Source organism: Streptacidiphilus sp. MAP12-20, assembly GCF_041262525.1.
In the GTDB taxonomy this organism is placed as follows: Bacteria; Actinomycetota; Actinomycetes; order Streptomycetales; family Streptomycetaceae; genus Streptacidiphilus.
Genome location: NZ_JBGCCK010000030.1, coordinates 48,155 through 66,143, shown reverse-complemented (window position 1 = coordinate 66,143; position 17,989 = coordinate 48,155). Strand labels below are relative to the sequence as shown.

The window sequence follows — 17,989 nt, the reverse complement described above, 5'->3', positions numbered from 1 at the left end:
AGGGAGCCCTTCGGCGTTCCGGATGTTCGGGCGGGTCGGAGGGTCGGAGGATCGAGCGATGGACGCAGGGGAACTGATCGAGGCGGCGCTGGCGCTGACGCCCGAACCGGGCGGCCGCTTCCTGCTCGGCATCGCGGGAGCGCCCGGCGCCGGCAAGTCGACGCTGGCGCGTCTGCTCGTCACCGAGCTGCGCGGCCGCCTCGGTCCCGACGCGGCGGCGTACGTGCCGATGGACGGCTTCCACCTCTCCAACGCGCAGCTCGCTCGGCTCGGCCTCAGCGCCAGGAAGGGCTCGGCCCCCAGCTTCGACGTCTGGGGCTACCTCACCCTGCTGCGCCGCCTGCGCGCGCACCCCGCCTCCGAGCCCGTCTACGTCCCGGACTACGACCGCGAACTGCACGAACCGGTCGCGGCCCGGCATGTCGTCGCCCCGACGACCCGACTGGTCCTGACCGAGGGCAACTACCTCGCCGCGGGCGCGGCGGCCGGCCCTGGCTGGGCGGAGGTCCGCGCCGAGCTCGACGCCGTCTGGTTCCTCGCGACCCCCGACGGCGTCCGCGACACCCGCCTCCTCGCCCGCCAACAGGCCGGCGGCCTGGACCCGTCGGCGGCCCGCTCCTGGGTCGACGCGAACGACCACCCCAACGGCGACCTGGTGAACTCCCACCTCCCACACGACGTCCGCGTCATCACCCTCGACGCCGTCTGACGCCCTCCCGGGCCTCACCGAGCCCGGAAGTGAAGAAGACGAACCCGCCGACGAGCTGCCACGGCACCCACCACCAGTGGAACGCACCGAGGATCCCGGTGAGGGACACCGTCCCGGCAGCCATCGCGGCGGAGGCGGCGAGCAGCATCGGCAGCTCGTAGGCCATCAGCTGCGCGACCACACGCCGCCTCGACAGGCCCACGCACCCGGGCCCTTCGGGCACAGGGCCATCCCGCCGCCCCGCTCAGCAGACCGGTCCCCCGGCCGCCCCGCGCAGCCTCCGCACGGGTCCGTCAGCGCCCGCGCCCTGGGCGCCGCCCCTCAGGCACTGAGTCGACACCCGCCTCTTCCTCGGCCGACCATTCCCCCGCCTGCGCACCGCGCTGCCACCACGCGGGCCAGACGCTGGGGCCCGCGTTGCGAACTCCCCCCTCCGACCGCGTGGCGCCCCTGGCGCAGCCTCCCCCCACCCGTCGGCCCGGAGCTGCCCTCCCCGGGTTGGCCCCTCCCCGCGGAGTCGAAGACGTGCCCCGGCCCGCGCTGCGGGAGCGTTCCAGGCAGGTGCCGCGCGCAGGCCGCGGCCGGATCGGCGACGCGAAGGTGCGAGGAGCTCGGGCATGGGGAGGCGCGCCGAGAGGCGTGGGGCCGTAACCCGGACTGCCTAGTCGAACAGGCGGTTCCGCTTCCGCCTACCTAGCGTGAGAGACCGGGCGACCAGACGTGATCGCGATCACTCCCCGCACATGCGGGCTGGCCGTCTTTCCCGTGCTCCGCGCGCAGCCGCGCGCCCGGCTGGAAGAAGGTCCGCGTGGGTATACCAGCGCCGCCCGAGTCCGTATCGGAGAATCCCGCCGAGGAACCCTCTTCGCCGTCGGACCCCACTCCGCCGCAACGCAGGAAGCGGTTCAGGCGAATACGCCATCTGCTCAGCCTCCGCACGGTCCGGGCGATACTCGCCCTCTTCGCCGTGTTCTTCGTCTGGCTCTGCTGGTCGATAGGCTCCGCGCTCGCCGCGCCCGGTGACGACAGCGTCGTCGCCCGCGTCGCCGAGTGGGCCCGCGACCACCACCTCGGGCCGGTGGTGACCTTCCTCGAGGACCAGCAGTACAAGGCCAATCCGCCCAAGATCGGCGGCAAGCCGACCATCGCGCTCGCGCCCGACGGCTCGCCCGTCCAGAGCACCACCAAGCCCGCGATGAAGCCGATCCCCCTCGCTCGCCTCGTCTCCCCCGCCGGTCCCCCGCTCCCGAACGAGGGCACCTGGCAGACGCTCGGCAGCGTCAACGGCACTCCCGCGCTGCTCGGCGCGTTCCTGCGGCCCGACAACGAGCACACCTCCTACGTCGCCGCCGTCGCCTCGATGGACCAGCGCCTGCTCCGCTTCTCGCTACACCCCGGCGAGCAGGACCCGGGCCCGGGCAACTGGGGCGTCCCGCCCTCCGTCCCGCCGGGGCAGCGCACCGGCCTGCTGGCCACCTTCAACGGCGGGTTCAAGGTCTCGGACGCCGAGGCCCAGGGCGGCTTCTACCTCAATGGCGTCACCCGCGGCACGCTCACCGACGGCGCGGCCTCCCTCGTCTTCACCAAGGACGGCAAGGCCACTGTCGCCGACTGGGGCCGCGACGCGACCCTCACGCCCGACGTGACCGGCGTCCGGCAGAACCTGAAGCTGATCGTGGACCACGGCAAGGTGCCGGACAGCGTCGACACCAACGTCGAGAGCGGCTGGGGCCTGACCATCGCCGGGAAGTACTTCGTCTGGCGCTCCGGCGTCGGCGTCACCGGCGACGGGCGCCTGATCTTCGCCTACGGTCCCGCACTCTCCGTGCGCACCCTCGCGGACCTGCTGGCGAGCGCGGGCTGCGTGCGCGCCATGCAACTCGACATCAACCCGGCCTGGATGTCCTTCCAGTACTACCAACCGCAGTCCGACCCGACGAACCCGACCCCGGTCAAGCTGCTACCCGACCAGGAGCGCCCGGCCAACCGGTACTACGAGTCGACCAGCCGCGACTTCACCGCGGTCTACGCACGATGACCGCGCCGCAGCCCATCCGCCCGGTGCAGCCGACGACGCCGTTCGTCGCCCGGCGCACCGGGTGGGCCCGCTGGCCGTCGGCGGTGCTGCGGACCGCGCGGCCGCGGCAGTGGGTGAAGAACCTCCTGGTCTTCGCCGCGCCGCTGACCGGCTCCGAACTGACGGCACGCCAGTTCGAGGCGCGGGGCGGCAGCGCGCTGGGCGGGGCGGCGGTGGCGTTCGTGGTCTTCACGCTGGCGTCCTGCGCGGTGTACTTCGTCAACGACGCGGTGGACGCCGAACGCGACCGGCAGCACCCGCGCAAGTGCCTGCGCCCGATCGCGTCCGGCGAGCTCAGCGAGACGGCGGCGATGGCGGTCGCCGCGACGTGCTTGGCCGCTGCGCTGGCCGTGAGCCTGACGGCTCCCGGCTACGGGCTGACGATCGCGGTGTCGGCGTACCTGGTCACGTCGTTCCTCTACAGCCTCGGGCTGAAGCACCTGGCCGTACTGGAGCTGACGCTGGTCGCCTCCGGCTTCGTGCTGCGGGCGCTGGGCGGCGCGGCCTCGTCGCAGGTGCCGCCGTCCGGCTGGTTCGTGCTGGTCTGCAGCTTGGGCGCGCTGCTGGTGGCCACCGCGAAGCGCCACACGGAGCTGGCGGGCCTGGGCGATCCGGCGGCGGCGCACCGGCCTTCGCTCCAGCACTACACGGCCAGCGGCCTGAGGGTCGCGCAGCGGGTCATCGCGCTGGCGATGGTGGCGGCGTACCTGGCCTGGGCGCTGGTCGAACCCGACGCGCGGACGCGCGCCTGGCACGTGGCCACGGTGGTGCCACTGGTCGCGGCGCTGATCCGCTTCGACCGACTGACGTCGGCCGGGACGACCAGTCACATCGAGGATCTGCTGATCAGGGACACCCCGATGATCGCCCTCGAACTGACCTGGCTCCTCCTCTTCGCCCTCGGCTTCGCCGCGCCCGCGATGTGACCGATAGTTGCAACTCCCCGAGGGGCGCGGGGAACTGCGCGAGTAACCACCCTGTGCGGATGGCCCTGCACGTTGAGGACCATCTGCACAGGGTGGCTTGACGCGCAGTTCCCCGCGCCCCTGGAGGTGCAACTTCCCCCTGTTTTGACCAGTCGCACCCACGCGGGAGAGCCTCGCGCCGCCGGCGGCCTACCGGCCGCCTGGGGTCGCCGTGGGGTCGGGGCCGGCCGCGGCCTCGGCCGCGCTGTAGAGGTCGGGTTCGAGGTAGATGACGCGGGCCGTCGGGTCTGACGCGCGGACGCGGGCCTCCGCGGCGTTGATCGTCGCGGAGACGGAGCGCGCGTCCGCGTCCGGGCGGACGGCGATCTTCGCGGCGACCAGCAGCTCCTCAGGACCCAGGTGCAGGGTCCGCATATGGATCACCCGCTCCACGTCCGGCCCCGCCAGCAGCGCAGCACGAATGGCGGCCACCGCCTCCGGACCCGCGCCCTCCCCCAGCAGCAGCGACTTCGTCTCCACTGCCAGGACCCAGGCGATGGCGACCAACAGGGCGCCGATGCACAGCGTGCCCACGCCGTCCCATACGCCGTTGCCCGTCAGCACCGCGATGCCCACGCCGCCCAGCGCCAGCACCAGGCCGATCAGCGCGCCGAAGTCCTCCAGCAGAACGACGGGCAGTTCCGGAGCCTTCGCCGTCCGGATGAAGCGGCCCCAGGACTGACCGCCCTTCAGTGGGCGGGCCTCCGCGATCGCGGTGCGGAACGAGAACCCCTCCGCGACGATCGCGAAGATCAGGACGCCCACCGGCCAGTACCAGTGGTCGACGGCGTGCGGGTGCCGGACCTTCTCGACGCCCTCGTACAGCGCGAAGACCCCGCCGATCGTGAAGAGCACGATCGAAACCAGGAAGCCGTAGACGTACCGCTCACGCCCGTAGCCGAAGGGATGCGCCTCGTCCGCCTCGCGGCGCGCCTTGCGGCCGCCGACCAGGAGCAGCACCTGATTGCCCGAGTCGGCCAGCGAGTGCACGCCCTCCGCGAGCATGGACGAGGAGCCACTGAAGGCGAAGGCGACGAACTTCGACACCGCGATCGCGAGATTGGCGCCGAGGGCCGCGACGACGGCCTTCGAGCCTCCGGACGAGCTCATAGGTAAAAATCTCCCGCCTTGTTCTTACCTGAAGAGCAACACGGTAGACCACCCGGTCCGGGCTGCGACCTACGGCACCACGGTGACCGGCCAGCGGCCGGACTTGACCAGCCGCACGCCCACCGAACCGACCAGCCGGTGGCCGGCCTTCTGCGAGGCGCCGATCACGACGCCGTCCGCCTTGAGCTGGTCGGCCAGATCGACGATGCCCTGGTATGGGTCGCCCGGGGAGCTGTAGAACTCCCAGCGCACCCGCTCGCCCTCGGGAAGCCGCTCGACCGCGTCGCGGATCTCGGCGAGCAGTTGGTCCGCCACCTCCTGCTCCGCCTGGATCACCGCCGCGCCGACCTGCGCCCCGCCCATCGCGCTGATCGGCTGCACGTAAGCGAGCGCCAGCTTGGCGCCCTGGCGCCGTGCGAGACCCGCGGCGTACGCGGCAGCCCGCATCGAGGAGTCGGATCCGTCGATGCCGACGACGATCACCGACGGTCCGTCCGTACCGAGTTCGAACATGTCACCCTCCACCCGTCGCTCCGGGCCGGAGGCCCCGGATGCGACCGGTTTCGACCCTACGCCGAAGATCCGACAAGCAGAGGCAGCCGCGCGGAGCGTCGTCAGTCCTCGGCGGCGATGCTCTCGTGGTGGCGGATGACCTCCGCGATGATGAAGTTGAGGAACTTCTCCGCGAAGGCCGGGTCCAGCCGGGCCGCCGCGGCCAGCTCGCGCAGCCGGGCGATCTGCACGCGCTCGCGCGAGGGATCGGCCGGGGGCAGCCGGAACTCGGCCTTCAGCCGACCGACCTCCTGGGTGCACTTGAAGCGCTCGGCCAGCATGTGCACGATCGCGGCGTCGATGTTGTCGATGCTGCCGCGCAGGCGCTCAAGCTCCGCCTTCGCGTGCGGGTCGACCTCGGCGTGGCTGTCGGACATGCGCTCCCCTGTCGGCCTGTCGGCTGGTTCCGGGCCGGGTGTCCCGGCCAGGTGCGGGGCCGCTCGGGGCTCCGCCGGGGGCCAAGAATACCGATTCGGCATTTGCCGAACGGTCATGTAATGTCTTCCTCGTCAGCAGGCGCCGCTAGCTCAGTTGGTTAGAGCAGCTGACTCTTAATCAGCGGGTCCGGGGTTCGAGTCCCTGGCGGCGCACAGACAGTTCGAAGGGCTCCCTCGTTTCGACGAGGGAGCCCTTCGGCGTTCACGACTGCATGCCGCCGTTCGGCGGATCGGATCGGATCGGCGGGCGACACGGTAGTGTCATGAGTGCTTGTCCGAACAGACCGAGGAGGTGAGTCCCATCAACGCCATCGATGCGTGGGCGCTCCCCTCCTGTGGCGGCCGTTAGGCGTACGGCCCGGCCCGGGGAGCCCGCTTTACCGGCTTTCCGAAAGGCTTGCGGACTTCCATGTCTGACTCTCTCGCTTCCCCCTCCCCTGCCGTGCTCCCCTCCGTGGTGAGGCGGTTGCGCGCGGCCGGCTGCGTCTTCGCGGAGGACGAGGCGCAGCTGCTGCTGGAGGCGGCGGCCACACCGGCTGAGCTCGACGCGATGGTGATCCGCCGCGTCGAGGGCCTGCCGCTCGAACACGTCCTGGGCTGGGCCCGGTTCTGCGGGCTGCGCGTCTCCGTCGATCCCGGGGTCTTCGTGCCGCGTCCGCGCACGGAGTTCCTGGTGCAGCAGGCCACGGCGCTGGCCCGGCCCGGTGCGGTGGTGGTCGACCTCTGCTGCGGCTCCGGCGCCCTGGGCATGGCGCTGGCCGACCGACTCGGCGCGCCCGGGCGACCGGTGGAACTGCACGCGGCGGACATCGACCGTGCGGCGGTGGCCTGTGCCCACCGCAACCTCGCTCCGCTGGGCGGCCACGCCTACCAGGGGGACCTCTTCGACGCCCTCCCGGCCGAGCCGCTGCGCGGCCGCGTCGACGTGCTGCTGGCGAACGTGCCGTACGTGCCGACGGGCGACATCCCGCTGCTGCCGACGGAGGCCCGCGACCACGAGGCCCTGGTCGCCCTCGACGGCGGCGCGGACGGCCTGGCCGTCCTCCGCCGGGTGACGGCGGAGGCGGCCAGCTGGCTCGCCCCGGGCGGCTCGATGCTGGTGGAGACCAGCGAACGCCAGCAGGACGCCGCGCTCGCGGCGTTCGCCTCCGGCGGCCTCGTCGCCCGCCTGGCGACCTCGAAGGAGTACTGGTCCACGGTCGTCATCGGCACCCGGCCTACGGCGTAGCGGCGAGGCCGCCGGCGCCCGCCTGAGCCTGGTCGGGCTGCCCCGGCCCGGCCGACGACGACCCGGGCGAAGCCCGGACGAGGCCGGCCAGCTACGGGCGTCCGCGCTGCGAGGACCTTCAGGCCCTACAACCCGGCCAGGGGCACCGGGCACCGAACCGGGACGTGCCGTCCAGGCGAGCGTGGCCTTCAGGGGCCTGACTGCCCGGCGGGGCCCCACCCATGCCCGGGCCGCGTTGGTCAGGACCCTTCGTGGGCGACCGCACAGCGCCGCGGGCCGGTTCGAGGCGGGAGGCGGAGGGGGTGGGGCCCCGAACCCGGGGCGTGCCGCCCAGGTGGGCGGACCCCCACAGCCCGATTGCCCGGCGGGGCCCCAGCGCCGACGGGACCGGGCCGCCCCCGGGGGGTGGTCCGGGCCCGTCGGCGGGCAATGGCGCAGCGCGGCGGAGGCGTCAGGCGGAGGCGTCAGGCGGAGGCGCGGGCCGGTTCGGGGCGGGAGGTGGCGACCGGGCGGGAGGCGGACGGGGTGGGGGCGAGGCGGCTGCGGAGCGTCAGCAGCGCGGTGAAGCCGAGCGCCGCGCCCAGCGCGGGGACGAGGAAGCCCGCGCTCGGGCCGTGGGCATCGATCAGGCGGCCGGCCACGGTCGAGCCGAGAGCCAGGCCGAGACCGATCGAGCCGGTCAGCCAGGTGAACGCCTCGGTCTTCGCGCCGGACTCGACCAGCGTCTCGACCAGCGTGTACGCGGAGATCAGCGTCGGGGCGATGGCCAGGCCACAGCAGAAGGCCGCTGCGGCGAGCGTGTACAGGTTCGGCATCGCCCACAGCGTCGAGGCGCCGACGACCAGCGCCGCGTACGCCGCCAGCAGGCGGAACCTCGGCGAGCGCTTCCACTGGACCGCGCCGAAGGCGGTACCGGCGATCACGCTGCCGGCCGCGAAGAGGCCGTAGACGACGCCGCTCAGCCCGGCCTTGCCCGCCGCTTCGCTCGCGGCGGTAATGGAGACCTGGAGCGCGCCGAAGACCGTGCCGACGCCCAGCAGGCCGCCGACCAGCAGTCGCACCCCCGGCTGGGCCAGCGCGGAGCCGCCCTGCACGTCGGCCGCCGCGCGCACCGGCGGGGCGGTGCGGCGCTGGGCCGCGAAGGCGAGGCCGCCGAGGACGGTGAGGACCGCCTCCGCGCCCAGGCCGGCCGCGGGGGCGACCATGGTGCAGAGCGTCGTCGCCAGCACCGGGCCGAGCACGAAGGTCAGCTCGTCCGTCACGGACTCGAAGGCGAAGGCCGAGGACAGCGCCTGCGGGCGGCCGTCCAGGGCGTGCAGCCAGCGGGCGCGGACCATCGCGCCGATCTGCGGAAGCGACGCGCCGGCCACACCGGCGGCGACGAAGAGCGTCCAGACCGGCGCGCCGACGAGCGCCAGCGCGATCAGGCCGACGACGGAGGCGCCGTGCAGCGCCAGGCAGGGCAGCAGCACCGGGGCCTGGCCGACGCGGTCGGCGAGCCGACCGGTCAGCGGCGCGCCGACGACCTGGGTGATCGAGGCGACTGCGGCGACCGCGCCGGCGGTGGTGTAGGAGTGCGTGGTGTCGAGCACCAGCAGAACCGTGCCGAGCCCGAGCATCGCGTAGGGGAGCCGCGCCACGAAGGCGGGAAGCAGGAAGGTCCATGCGCCGGGGGTGCGCAGCAGCGCACCGTAGCCGAACGAGCGGGCCATGATGGAGAGGTCTCTCTGCTGCCTGGTAGCGCGCAGGGATGCGGGTGGTCCCGGGCGCCGAGGGTCGTCCTCTGGTGCGTCGACCGGGGTAGATACCGCGCACCGCCGCCGGAGTGGGCGGAGGCCGACGGCCGCCGAGCGGTCTAGCCGACTCTGCTTCAGGCAGATGTAGCTGTTCTCGGTAGATCTTTGAACATCTTACCTGTGAACGCTTCCGCCCCGCCCCTTCTTCCGGGGTGAGCCCGCCCACCATTCGGAGGCGAACGGTTACCCTACGGACGCAAGCGGTTGCGCTCTGCGCACGGCAGAGGAATCGTGGCTCTCGGTCCAACCCACGATCCGACCATCCCACGATCCGACCCGCGATCCGCCTTGCGATCCGACCTCACCCCGGAGGGCCGCATGCCCGACGTCAGCTCGTTCCCCGACGGCGCCCCCTGCTGGGCCGACCTGAACGCCCCCGACCTCGAATCCTCCCGCCGCTTCTACGGCGCGGTGCTGGGCTGGGAGTTCCAGGACAACGGCCCCGAGTACGGGCACTACACGATGTGCCTGTGGAAGGGGAAGCCGGTCGCCGCGCTGATGCCGCCGCCGCCCGGCGCGGAGGGGCTGGCCCCGGCGTGGAACGTCTACCTGAAGACCAGCGACGTCGACGCGTCGATCGCCGCGGTCGAGGCGGGCGGCGGCAAGATCGCGATGGGGCCGCACGACGTGCCGGGTGCGGGCCGGCTGGCCTTCGCGTTCGACCCGCAGGGCGCCTCCTTCGGCCTGTGGCAGCCGGGCGGGCACGAGGGCGCGCAGCTCTACGGTGAGCCCGGCGCGATGTGCTGGAACGAGGTCTACACGACGGCGGGCGGGGCCGCGGACGCGTTCTACGCCGGGCTCTTCCCCTACGAGCAGCGCCAGATCGGCGACAGCGAGAACTTCGACTACACGGTCTGGACGCCGCCGGGCGCGGAGCGCGAGGTCTGCGGCAGGCTCCGGGCGACCGATCCAGTGAACGAGCTGGCGGCGGGCGGTGGCTCGCCGTTCTGGTCGGTGTACTTCGCGGTGGCGGACGTCGACGAGACGGCGAAGCAGATCGCCGCGGTCGGCGGCTCCGTGCTGCACGGGCCGTTCGACTCGCCGTACGGGCGGCTCTGCGTGGCGAAGGACCCCTCCGGCGCGTCCTTCGCGGTCATCACGCTGCCGCGTTAGCAATCCGCGCACGTTGGTCGAGGTGGCGACGGTGCGGGGCTCCTACGATGGGTGACGACGTGTCAACGGACCATCGATCGGAGGTGCCCTCGTGGCAACCACCCGCACCGCGCGCACGACCTGGGAAGGCAACCTGACGGAGGGCAAGGGCGTCGTCGCCATGCTCTCGTCCGGGATCGGCGAGTACCCGGTGTCCTGGCCCTCCCGGGCCGAGCAGGCGAACGGCAAGACCAGCCCCGAGGAGCTCATCGCCGCCGCACACAGCAGCTGCTTCTCGATGGCCCTCTCGCACGGGCTGACGGGCGCGGGTACGCCGCCCACCACGCTAACGACGCAGGCCGAGGTGACCTTCCAGCCCGGCACCGGCATCACCGGCATCCACCTCTCCGTGGTGGGCACCGTGCCGGGCCTGGACGAGGCGGGCTTCGTCAAGGCGGCCGAGGACGCGAAGGCCAACTGCCCGGTCAGCCAGGCGCTGACCGGCACGACGATCACGCTCTCCGCGTCCCTCGCGTAATCAGCGCAACGCAAGGCATCGAAACCTCGCGCTCGTCGCAAGAACGGGTGAAAGGGGGCGCACGCGTTGCGCGCGCAACCCCCACCAGGGAGTGAATCGGCCCCGGATCGCTGGCATGCGTCCGGGGCCGACTCCTAAGATCACTACCGTGCGTAGCGGCCCACCCGGTCCCCCAGGTCTTCCCGAGGAGATCAACGCCCTCGACGCCCTCAGTGCCGCGGGCACGGTCGGCGCCCTCGGCGAGCCCAGGGAAGCCTCGGACACGGAACCCTTGGACAGGGCGGTCCTGGCTGAGTCCTTGGCTGAGTCCCTGGGCGGTACCGTCGCCACGACGGATGCGAGCCCGGTCGACCGGCGCAGTCTCGAGGACGCGCTGCGGGCCAGTGAGAACCGCTTTCGGGCGGCCTTCGTCGATGCCGGCATCGGCATGGCCCTGGTCGACCGGGACGATCTGATCATCGAAGCGAATCCGGCGCTGGCCGAGATGCTCGGACACACCGTGCCCGAGCTGATCCGTCGGCACATCCACGAGCTGATGGACGTCGAGGAGCGCCCGCGCCGTGTCTACCGCGAGCTAGTGCGCGGCGAGCGCGACCGGGTCCGGCTGGAGAAACGGCTGCGGCACCGCCAGGGGCACGCGGTGTGGACGAACATCACCGTCTCGCTGATCCGTGACTCCTCCGGCGAGCCGCTCTACACCCTCGCCATGGTCGAGGACGTCTCCGAGGCCCGCCGCCTCGGCGACCGGCTGCACTATCAGGCCATGCACGACCCGCTGACCCAACTGCCGAACCGTTCGCTCTTCTTCGAGCGACTGGCGGGCGCCTTCGCCGAGGCGGACCAGCGGATCGGGCTGTGCTACCTCGATCTGGACGGCTTCCAGGCCGTCAACGACACGCTCGGCCACCACGTCGGCGACGAACTGCTGGTCGCCGTCGCCCGGCGGCTGGAGCAGCGCTTCGCCGCGCGCGGGCACCTGGTCGCGCGGATGGGCGGGGACGAGTTCGCCGTGCTGGTGCCGCGCAGCGCCGGCTCGGAGGAGCTGACGGCGCTCGCGGCCGAGGTCGTCGAGATCCTCGGCGCGCCCTATGACCTGAGCGGCCAGCGGGTCGCGGCGACGGCGAGCGTGGGGGTCGTGGAGCGCCCGGTGCCGGGCACGACGCCGACGGAGCTGGTCAAGGACGCGGATTCCACGCTCTGCTGGGCGAAGACGGACGGCCGCTCGCGCTGGGCGCTCTACGATCCGGAGCGGATCGCCCACCAGATGACGCGCCAGGTGCTGGCGACGACGATGCGGCCCGCACTGGAGCGCGGCGAGTTCCTGCTCGAGTACCAGCCGCTGGTCGATCTCGGCGACGGCACGCTGCGCGGGGTCGAGGCGCTGGTGCGCTGGCGCCACCCGGACTTCGGCCGGCTCGCGCCGGATCGTTTCATCCAGATCGCGGAGGAGACCGGCGCGATCGTCCCGCTGGGGCGCTGGGTGCTGGAGACGGCCTGCGTGCAGGCCCGGAGCTGGCTGGACCGCTTCCCCGACGCACAGCTGTTCGTCAGCGTGAATCTGGCCGCACGTCAGTTCTGGGATTCCGACATGGTCGCGGACGTGGCGGAGATCCTGGGCAGCACACGTCTCCCCGCGCGACTGCTCCAGTTGGAGCTGACGGAGAGCGCGGTGATGGGCCCGGCCGGGCGCCCGGTCGAGGCGCTGCACGCGCTGGCCGCGATGGGCGTGCGGATCGCGATCGACGACTTCGGCACCGGGTACTCCAACCTCGCCTACCTCAGCCGGCTCCCGGTGCACGTGCTCAAGCTGGCGGGCTCGTTCCTGGAGGGCTTCCGCGAGCCCCGGCCGCACGCCGGGCCCCGCCCGGACCCGAGCACGACCGTCGGCGCAGGCACGAGTCCCGGCGCCCACGTCAACGGCTCCGCGCCGCGCGGGGCCGCGGACGAGAAGATCGTGGCGGCCCTGGTCGGGCTCTCCCATGTGCTCGGCCTGACCGTCACCGCGGAGGGCGTCGAGAGCGCCGCCCAGGCGGAGCGGCTCCGCGCGACCGGCTGCGACACCGCCCAGGGCTGGCACTTCGGCCGCGCTGTGTCGGCCGAGGAAATCGACCGGATGCTGCGCGCCTGAGCGGCGAAGGCGCGACGCCCCCATCGGCCGCCGGTCCAGGCCCCACGCCGCATTACCCCCGAAAGAGTGAGGCACCACGACCGTTCAGCGCGCCCTGCATCATGACGGTTCATCAGTCCATAGTCTGAGACGCATGCCACAGCGTCGCCTGCTCGCCGTCCTGGCCTTCGCCATGAGCGCGCTGCTGCTCGTCTTCGCGACCGGGGCGCGGCTGCTCGCGCCCGCGCCCGGGTCACGGCTCGGGCATGCCCACAGCGGCGACGCGATGCTCTCCGCGGTCTCCGCGGTCTCCGGCTCCGACCAGCAGCCCTGGTCGGACCCGACCGTGCTGCCCGCGCACGCGGTGCCCTTCGGCGCGTTCGTGGGCTCCGATTTCGCCGACGACCGGCAGAACCGCCTCTCGGTCTGGCTCCACAACGCCGATCTGCAGGTCGGCCACACCTACCTGCCCGGCGGCACCTGGACGGACATCGAAGGCAGCCCGTCGCTGCTCGGCCCTTGGGCGCAGTGGCGGCTCTCCCGGCCCGACCGGATCTTCGTGCTGGCCGTGCCGATGCAGCAGCAGAACGAGGACGGCATCAGCGACGGCGACGTCGCCTCCATGCTCCAGCAGTCCGCGGCGGGCGCCAACGACGCGCACTTCCTCACCCTGGCCCGGCGCCTGGTCGCCCTCGGCGTCCCCGACACGGTGATCACCTTGGGCTGGGAGATGAACGGCATCACCTACACCAGCCGGTGCGGTCCTGACCCGGAGGACTGGCGCAGCTACTGGCGGCGCATCGTCCACGTCATGCGCAGCGTCCCCGGCCAGGCCTTCCGCTTCGACTTCACGCCGAACCGCGGCCCCGACGCGCACCCGTGGACGGACTGCTACCCGGGCGACGACGTCACCGACGTGATCGGCACGGACAACTACGACCAGGGTCCGGGCGACAACTTCGCCGACTACGTGACCCAGCAGTACGGCATGCTCGACCAGGTCCGCTTCGCCGCCCAGCACCACAAGCCGGTCTCCTACCCGGAGTGGGGCATGTTCCGCCACGGTGACGATCCGACGTTCATGCGGCAGATGATCAACTGGATCGAGACGCACGACACGCTGTATCAGACGATCACCGACTACTGCCCGCACGGCGTGCTGAACTGCGACGCGAACCCGGAGTCGAGCGCGATCTACCAGGCGATGATGTCGCGGCAACCCGCTCCGCTGCCTACTCCGTCGCCGAGCACGAGCCCGAGCGCCAGCCAGAGCCCGACCACGCACCCCAGCGCGAGTCCGACGCCGACCCCGAACCCCTCCACGTCCCCGGGCCCGTCGCCCTCGCTCCCGGCTACACCGTCCACGACGCCCGCGCCCACCCCTGTGCTCGGCTCCCAGAGCCCCGCCCCGGCTCCCGCGTCCTCGCCCACCTGCCACCGCCGCCGGGACGGCAACCCCTGTTCCACCCCCACCCCCACCCCGGGCGTGCCCGCCCCGCACCCGAGCCCGTTCCCCGCCATCACCCGCGCCAAGGTGCCCGGCCGCTCCTGACCCTCACGGGGAAGCGGGCGCGCTACCCCAGACCCTCGTCTGCCGTCGCCGCGCTGACCGGGACGTCGGGGTTGCGGAACCAGGAGCCCTGAACCGCCCACTGGATCGCCATCAGCACCAGGCCGAGCGCCACCGCGCCGACGCCGATCACCGTCACGCCGCCGGTCTCGCCGAAGAACGGCAGGTTGACCGTCGTGTGGCCGTAGGTCGGGGAGGCGTAGACGTCGAAGGCCGCGTAGCAGAAGAAGTAGAGCAGGATCAGCCCGCCCAGGAGCGGCAGGATGCCCTTGAACCACAGGTCCTTCGCACTGCGGGTGAGCACTTTGCGGAAGTACCAGAAGCAGGCGAAGCCGGTCAGCCCGTAGTAGAACGCGATGCCCAGGCCGACCGAGGAGATCGAGTCCGTCAGGACGTTCGTGCTGATCCGGGTCAGCAGCACGTAGAAGGCGATCGAGACCATGCCCATCCCGACCGTCGACCAGGTCGGCGTCATGAAGCGCGGGTGCACCCGGCCGAAGTGGGACGGGATCGCCTTGTGCAGGGCCATGGAGAAGCTGGTGCGCGCCGTCGGCAGGATCGTGGTCTGGGTCGAGGCCGCAGCCGAGGTCAGCACCATGAAGATCAGCAGCTTGGAGAGGAACCAGCCGAATCCGGTGGTGCCGAAGACCGCGTTGCCGAGGCCGGACAGCACGTCACCGGAGTTGTTGGGGTTCGCCAATCCAATCCCGTCGGTCCCGACGCCCGCGAAGCTCTGCGCCGAGGTGGAGACCAAGGTGTAGATCAGCAGCAGCAGGACGGTGGACATCACCGCCGCGCGGCCCGGGGTCCTGGTCTTGTCGGCGGTCTCCTCGTTGACCGAGACGGCCGTGTCCCAGCCCCAGTAGATGAAGACCGCGGAGAGGATGCCCGCCGTCAGCGCGCTCGCGGTCGGCACGTGGAAGGGGTTGAACCAGGCGGCCTGGACGCGGATCGCCGTCGCAGGCGCGTTGCTGCCGTAGGCCTTGACCAGCGCGGTCACCGAGAAGATCGCCAGCATCGCGACCTCGACGCAGAGCAGCACGCGCTGCAGCGCGGCGGAGATCTCGATGCCGATGTAGCAGATGAAGGTCATCACGATGATCCAGACGACCCCGGCGATCGTCGTCCAGGTCGTGTTGCTCGCCAGGCCGGGGTGCCCGATCAGCTGGAAACCGTAGGAGCCGGCGATCTGGGCGAGGTTCGCCATGACGATGATGTCGGCGATGATGATGCCCCAGCCGCCCATCCATCCGGTGCGCGGTCCGAAGGCGCGGGCCGCCCAGGTGAAGGTGGTGCCGCAGTCCGGGTCGACCGCGTTCATCTCCTTGTAGGCGTAGGCGATCAGCAGCATCGGGATGAAGGCGAGGATGGTGATGATCGGCGCCTGCAGTCCCACTCCGGCGACGATCAGGCCGAGGGTCGCCGCCAGGCTGTAGGCGGGGGCGGTGGACGCGAGGCCGATGGCGACGGAGGAGAAGAGGCCGAGCGCGTTGCCCTTGAGCCCCTTCTCGCCGGAACCGGAGCCGGGCGTGAGCGCGGATGCGCCGGGAATCGCGTCGGGCGGCGGTACAGAGGTGCTCATGGGTCCCTCCACGCTGAAGTGGGGCCGAGCCTGCTGATGCGCGGATGTTAGACCTAATCTGCCCCCTTCGCGCACGGACCGCGCGGTGGGTCGGACCGTTCGGGGGCACGGGTGCGAAATCCGTGGTCGCGGCGGCGTGCGGCGGTTGATTCCGCAGCGGCTTGCAAGAGTTACTGTCCAGTACTGCCATGAGGGAGCGCTTTCCGCGCATCTCCATTGACTTCTTCGACGCGCCGCCCGACCCTCTGCTCACCCACCACCACCGGACTGTCCCGCCCAGCACCGCACCCCCGGCAGGCGCACCTCCCGCCGAGGACTGAGCGACGACTCCCCGCGCGGGACCGCACCGCCCGGCGCGCCTTCTGAACCCCTCACCGCCGTCCGTCGGCGTGCCCGCGCCCGGGTGTCCCCTGCGCGCGCCACGTCGCGCACGGCTGCGCTCCCACCTGAGCCGACCGGAGGACAGTCATGGACCAGCACGAACGCGCGCGCCTGTCGCGCCGCGCCTTCCTGGGCGCGACCGCGGCGGGCGCCGCCCTGGGGATCGCCCCCTGGACGCCCGCCTTCAGGGTCACACCGGCCGAAGCGGCCACCGCGGCACCGCCGAACTTCCCGAGCTCCGTCTCCGTCTACCAGCAGGCCTTCCGGAACTGGTCCGGCGAGATCGTGCTCGACCCCACCTGGACCTGCGCCCCCAGCAGCCCGAACGACGTGGTGACCCTGGCCAACTGGGCCCACGCCAACGGGTGGCGGCTGCGCCCGAGGGGGATGGGCCACGGCTGGTCGCCACTGCTGGAGCCCAGCGGCGCGACGGGCAACATCGTGCTCGTCGACACCACGCAGCACCTGACGTCCGTCTCCGTCAACGCGGGCTCTCCCGCGAGCGTCACCGCGCAGTGCGGCATCACCATGCTCAATCTGCTGACCACACTGGAGAGTTCCGGCTACGGCCTGACCAACACCCCGGCCCCCGGCGACCTCACGCTCGGCGGCGTGCTCGCCATCGACGGCCACGGCACCTCGGTGCCGGCGAGCGGCGAGTCGCAGGTCGCCGGGCACACCTTCGGCTCCGTCAGCAACCTGGTCACCTCGCTGACGGCCGTGGTCTGGGACGCGGGCAACAGCGCGTACGTGCTCAAGACCTTCCAGCGCAGCGACCCGGACATCGGCGCCTTCCTGGTCAACCTCGGCCGCGCCTTCGTCACCGAGGCGACGCTGCGCGTCGGCACCAACGTGCACCTGCGCTGCGAGTCGAGCTACACCACCCAGGTCACCGACCTGTTCGCGCCGCCCGCGTCGGCCGGTTCCAGCTCCTTCGCCGCGCTGGTCAACCGGAGCGGACGGGTGGAGACCATCTGGTTCCCCTTCACCACCGTGCCGTGGCTGAAGGTGTGGTCGGTCTCGCCGAACAAGCCGTGGTTGTCGAAGCAGGTCAACAGCCCGTTCAACTACAGCTTCTCGGACTCGGTCAGCAGTCAGGAGTCGCAGTACATCTCCGACATCGTCTCCGGCAACGTCTCGGTGACGCCGACCTTCGAGAACCTGGAGATGAGCATCGTCGGCTCCGGGCTGATCACCACCGGCACCTGGGACATCTGGGGCTGGGCCAAGAACACCCAGCTCTACGTCAAGCCGACCACCCTCCAGGTCACCGCGAACGGCTACGCGATCCTCTGCGCGCGCAGCGACGTCCAGCGTGTGGTGAGCGAGTTCTACACCTACCTGAGCGGGCAGTTGGCGACCTACAAGGCGGCCGGCCAGTACCCGATGAACGGCCCGTGGGAGGTCCGGGTCACCGGCCTGGACCGGGCCGCCGACTGCGGCGTCCCCGGCGCGGTCGAGCCGCTGCTGAGCGCGGTCAGACCGCGACCCGACCAACCGCAGTGGGACACGGCGGTCTGGATGGACCTGCTCACCATCCCCGGCACGCCGCAGTCGCAGAAGTTCTACCGCGAGACCGAGCAGTGGGCTCTGGCCAACTACACCGGCAGCTACGCCACGGTGCGCGCGGAGTGGTCGAAGGGCTGGGCCTACTCCGGCAGCGCGGCCTGGGCCGACCCGGCGGTGCTGGGCAGCACCATCCCGGCCTCGTTCCGGGCCGGCCAGCCGGGCTCCGCCAACTGGGACACGGCGCTGGCGACGCTGAACCGCTACGACCCCGGACGGATCTACTCCAACTCCTTCCTGGATACGCTGCTGCCCTGAGCTCTTCAGGAATGCAGCTCT

Annotated in this window: 15 protein-coding genes, 1 tRNA gene and 1 pseudogene; 11 read left to right on the top strand and 6 right to left on the bottom strand. The window is 71.9% G+C overall.

The genetic code is table 11. The features are described 5' to 3' along the window. Window positions 1–58 precede the first annotated feature (58 nt). Window positions 59–709 carry a nucleoside/nucleotide kinase family protein gene (locus ABIA32_RS30365; protein ID WP_370102455.1) on the top strand — a complete coding sequence of 217 codons (651 nt, stop codon included), beginning with the start codon at window positions 59–61 and terminating at the stop codon, window positions 707–709. Between the two features lie 13 nt (window positions 710–722). On the opposite strand, the pseudogene ABIA32_RS30360 reads toward ABIA32_RS30365, so the two are convergent. Beyond that, a pseudogene (locus ABIA32_RS30360) lies at window positions 723–893 on the bottom strand (NADH-quinone oxidoreductase subunit H); the annotation flags it as partial. A gap of 624 nt (window positions 894–1,517) precedes the next feature. On the opposite strand from ABIA32_RS30360, the gene ABIA32_RS30355 reads away from it, so the two are divergent. After that, window positions 1,518–2,747: a phosphodiester glycosidase family protein gene (locus ABIA32_RS30355; protein WP_370102452.1), complete on the top strand. Its 1,230-nt coding sequence runs from the start codon at window positions 1,518–1,520 to the stop codon at window positions 2,745–2,747. Then, window positions 2,744–3,712, top strand: a complete 969-nt coding sequence (locus tag ABIA32_RS30350; protein WP_370102449.1) for a decaprenyl-phosphate phosphoribosyltransferase — start codon at window positions 2,744–2,746, stop codon at window positions 3,710–3,712. The genes ABIA32_RS30355 and ABIA32_RS30350 overlap by 4 nt, the downstream gene beginning before the upstream one ends. A gap of 189 nt (window positions 3,713–3,901) precedes the next feature. On the opposite strand, the gene ABIA32_RS30345 is transcribed toward ABIA32_RS30350, so the two are convergent. The 3 genes from ABIA32_RS30345 to ABIA32_RS30335 form a co-directional block, all read right to left on the bottom strand. Next, window positions 3,902–4,861 carry a cation diffusion facilitator family transporter gene (locus ABIA32_RS30345; RefSeq protein ID WP_370102447.1) on the bottom strand — a complete coding sequence of 320 codons (960 nt, stop codon included), beginning with the start codon at window positions 4,859–4,861 and terminating at the stop codon, window positions 3,902–3,904. Between the two features lie 69 nt (window positions 4,862–4,930). Next, complete coding sequence (locus ABIA32_RS30340; RefSeq protein ID WP_370102444.1) at window positions 4,931–5,374, bottom strand: universal stress protein; 444 nt, start codon at window positions 5,372–5,374, stop codon at window positions 4,931–4,933. 101 nt (window positions 5,375–5,475) lie between these two features. Next, window positions 5,476–5,790: a chorismate mutase gene (locus ABIA32_RS30335; RefSeq protein ID WP_370102442.1), complete on the bottom strand. Its 315-nt coding sequence runs from the start codon at window positions 5,788–5,790 to the stop codon at window positions 5,476–5,478. Window positions 5,791–5,929: 139 nt separating this feature from the next. Between ABIA32_RS30335 and ABIA32_RS30330 the strand changes: the two genes are divergently transcribed. Together ABIA32_RS30330 and ABIA32_RS30325 are read left to right on the top strand one after the other, a co-directional pair. After that, window positions 5,930–6,003, top strand: a tRNA-Lys gene (locus tag ABIA32_RS30330). A gap of 256 nt (window positions 6,004–6,259) precedes the next feature. Continuing rightward, window positions 6,260–7,078: a putative protein N(5)-glutamine methyltransferase gene (locus ABIA32_RS30325; protein WP_370102439.1), complete on the top strand. Its 819-nt coding sequence runs from the start codon at window positions 6,260–6,262 to the stop codon at window positions 7,076–7,078. A gap of 464 nt (window positions 7,079–7,542) precedes the next feature. Here ABIA32_RS30325 and ABIA32_RS30320 read toward each other — a convergent pair whose 3' ends face one another. After that, entirely contained in the window at window positions 7,543–8,790 is a 1,248-nt protein-coding gene (locus ABIA32_RS30320) for an MFS transporter (RefSeq protein ID WP_370102436.1), read from the bottom strand. 402 nt (window positions 8,791–9,192) lie between these two features. Here ABIA32_RS30320 and ABIA32_RS30315 point away from each other — a divergent pair, with 402 nt between their 5' ends. The 4 genes from ABIA32_RS30315 to ABIA32_RS30300 all read left to right on the top strand — a co-directional run bounded on the left by ABIA32_RS30315 (window position 9,193) and on the right by ABIA32_RS30300 (window position 14,163). Next, a complete protein-coding gene (locus ABIA32_RS30315) occupies window positions 9,193–9,987 on the top strand; it encodes a VOC family protein (protein WP_370102434.1) in 795 nt (264 codons plus the stop codon). Window positions 9,988–10,078: 91 nt separating this feature from the next. Beyond that, window positions 10,079–10,504 (top strand): OsmC family protein, encoded by a 426-nt coding sequence (locus ABIA32_RS30310; RefSeq protein WP_370102431.1) that lies wholly within the window; start codon window positions 10,079–10,081, stop codon window positions 10,502–10,504. Window positions 10,505–10,814: 310 nt separating this feature from the next. Beyond that, window positions 10,815–12,632, top strand: a complete 1,818-nt coding sequence (locus ABIA32_RS30305; protein ID WP_370102488.1) for a putative bifunctional diguanylate cyclase/phosphodiesterase — start codon at window positions 10,815–10,817, stop codon at window positions 12,630–12,632. 133 nt (window positions 12,633–12,765) lie between these two features. Then, on the top strand, window positions 12,766–14,163 hold the full coding sequence (locus ABIA32_RS30300; RefSeq protein ID WP_370102429.1) for a glycoside hydrolase family 26 protein: 1,398 nt from the start codon (window positions 12,766–12,768) through the stop codon (window positions 14,161–14,163). 22 nt (window positions 14,164–14,185) lie between these two features. On the opposite strand, the gene ABIA32_RS30295 is transcribed toward ABIA32_RS30300, so the two are convergent. Next, window positions 14,186–15,763: an APC family permease gene (locus tag ABIA32_RS30295; protein WP_370102426.1), complete on the bottom strand. Its 1,578-nt coding sequence runs from the start codon at window positions 15,761–15,763 to the stop codon at window positions 14,186–14,188. 188 nt (window positions 15,764–15,951) lie between these two features. Between ABIA32_RS30295 and ABIA32_RS30290 the strand changes: the two genes are divergently transcribed. Next, window positions 15,952–16,083, top strand: coding sequence for a hypothetical protein (locus ABIA32_RS30290; protein WP_370102424.1), 132 nt, complete (start codon window positions 15,952–15,954; stop codon window positions 16,081–16,083). A 148-nt stretch (window positions 16,084–16,231) separates the two neighbouring features. Then, a complete protein-coding gene (locus ABIA32_RS30285; RefSeq protein WP_370102422.1) occupies window positions 16,232–17,968 on the top strand; it encodes a cholesterol oxidase substrate-binding domain-containing protein in 1,737 nt (578 codons plus the stop codon). Window positions 17,969–17,989: the final 21 nt, after the last annotated feature.

Bases quoted from the DNA above. Each gene is read 5' to 3' on its own strand.
- ABIA32_RS30325 (WP_370102439.1), top strand. From the start codon at position 6,260: ATGTCTGACTCTCTCGCTTCCCCCTCCCCTGCCGTGCTCCCCTCCGTG.
- ABIA32_RS30340 (WP_370102444.1), bottom strand. From the start codon at position 5,374: ATGTTCGAACTCGGTACGGACGGACCGTCGGTGATCGTCGTCGGCATC.
- ABIA32_RS30300 (WP_370102429.1), top strand. From the start codon at position 12,766: ATGCCACAGCGTCGCCTGCTCGCCGTCCTGGCCTTCGCCATGAGCGCG.
- ABIA32_RS30295 (WP_370102426.1), bottom strand. From the start codon at position 15,763: ATGAGCACCTCTGTACCGCCGCCCGACGCGATTCCCGGCGCATCCGCG.
- ABIA32_RS30315 (WP_370102434.1), top strand. From the start codon at position 9,193: ATGCCCGACGTCAGCTCGTTCCCCGACGGCGCCCCCTGCTGGGCCGAC.
- ABIA32_RS30320 (WP_370102436.1), bottom strand. From the start codon at position 8,790: ATGGCCCGCTCGTTCGGCTACGGTGCGCTGCTGCGCACCCCCGGCGCA.
- ABIA32_RS30350 (WP_370102449.1), top strand. From the start codon at position 2,744: ATGACCGCGCCGCAGCCCATCCGCCCGGTGCAGCCGACGACGCCGTTC.
- ABIA32_RS30285 (WP_370102422.1), top strand. From the start codon at position 16,232: ATGGACCAGCACGAACGCGCGCGCCTGTCGCGCCGCGCCTTCCTGGGC.
- ABIA32_RS30335 (WP_370102442.1), bottom strand. From the start codon at position 5,790: ATGTCCGACAGCCACGCCGAGGTCGACCCGCACGCGAAGGCGGAGCTT.
- ABIA32_RS30365 (WP_370102455.1), top strand. From the start codon at position 59: ATGGACGCAGGGGAACTGATCGAGGCGGCGCTGGCGCTGACGCCCGAA.
- ABIA32_RS30290 (WP_370102424.1), top strand. From the start codon at position 15,952: ATGAGGGAGCGCTTTCCGCGCATCTCCATTGACTTCTTCGACGCGCCG.
- ABIA32_RS30345 (WP_370102447.1), bottom strand. From the start codon at position 4,861: ATGAGCTCGTCCGGAGGCTCGAAGGCCGTCGTCGCGGCCCTCGGCGCC.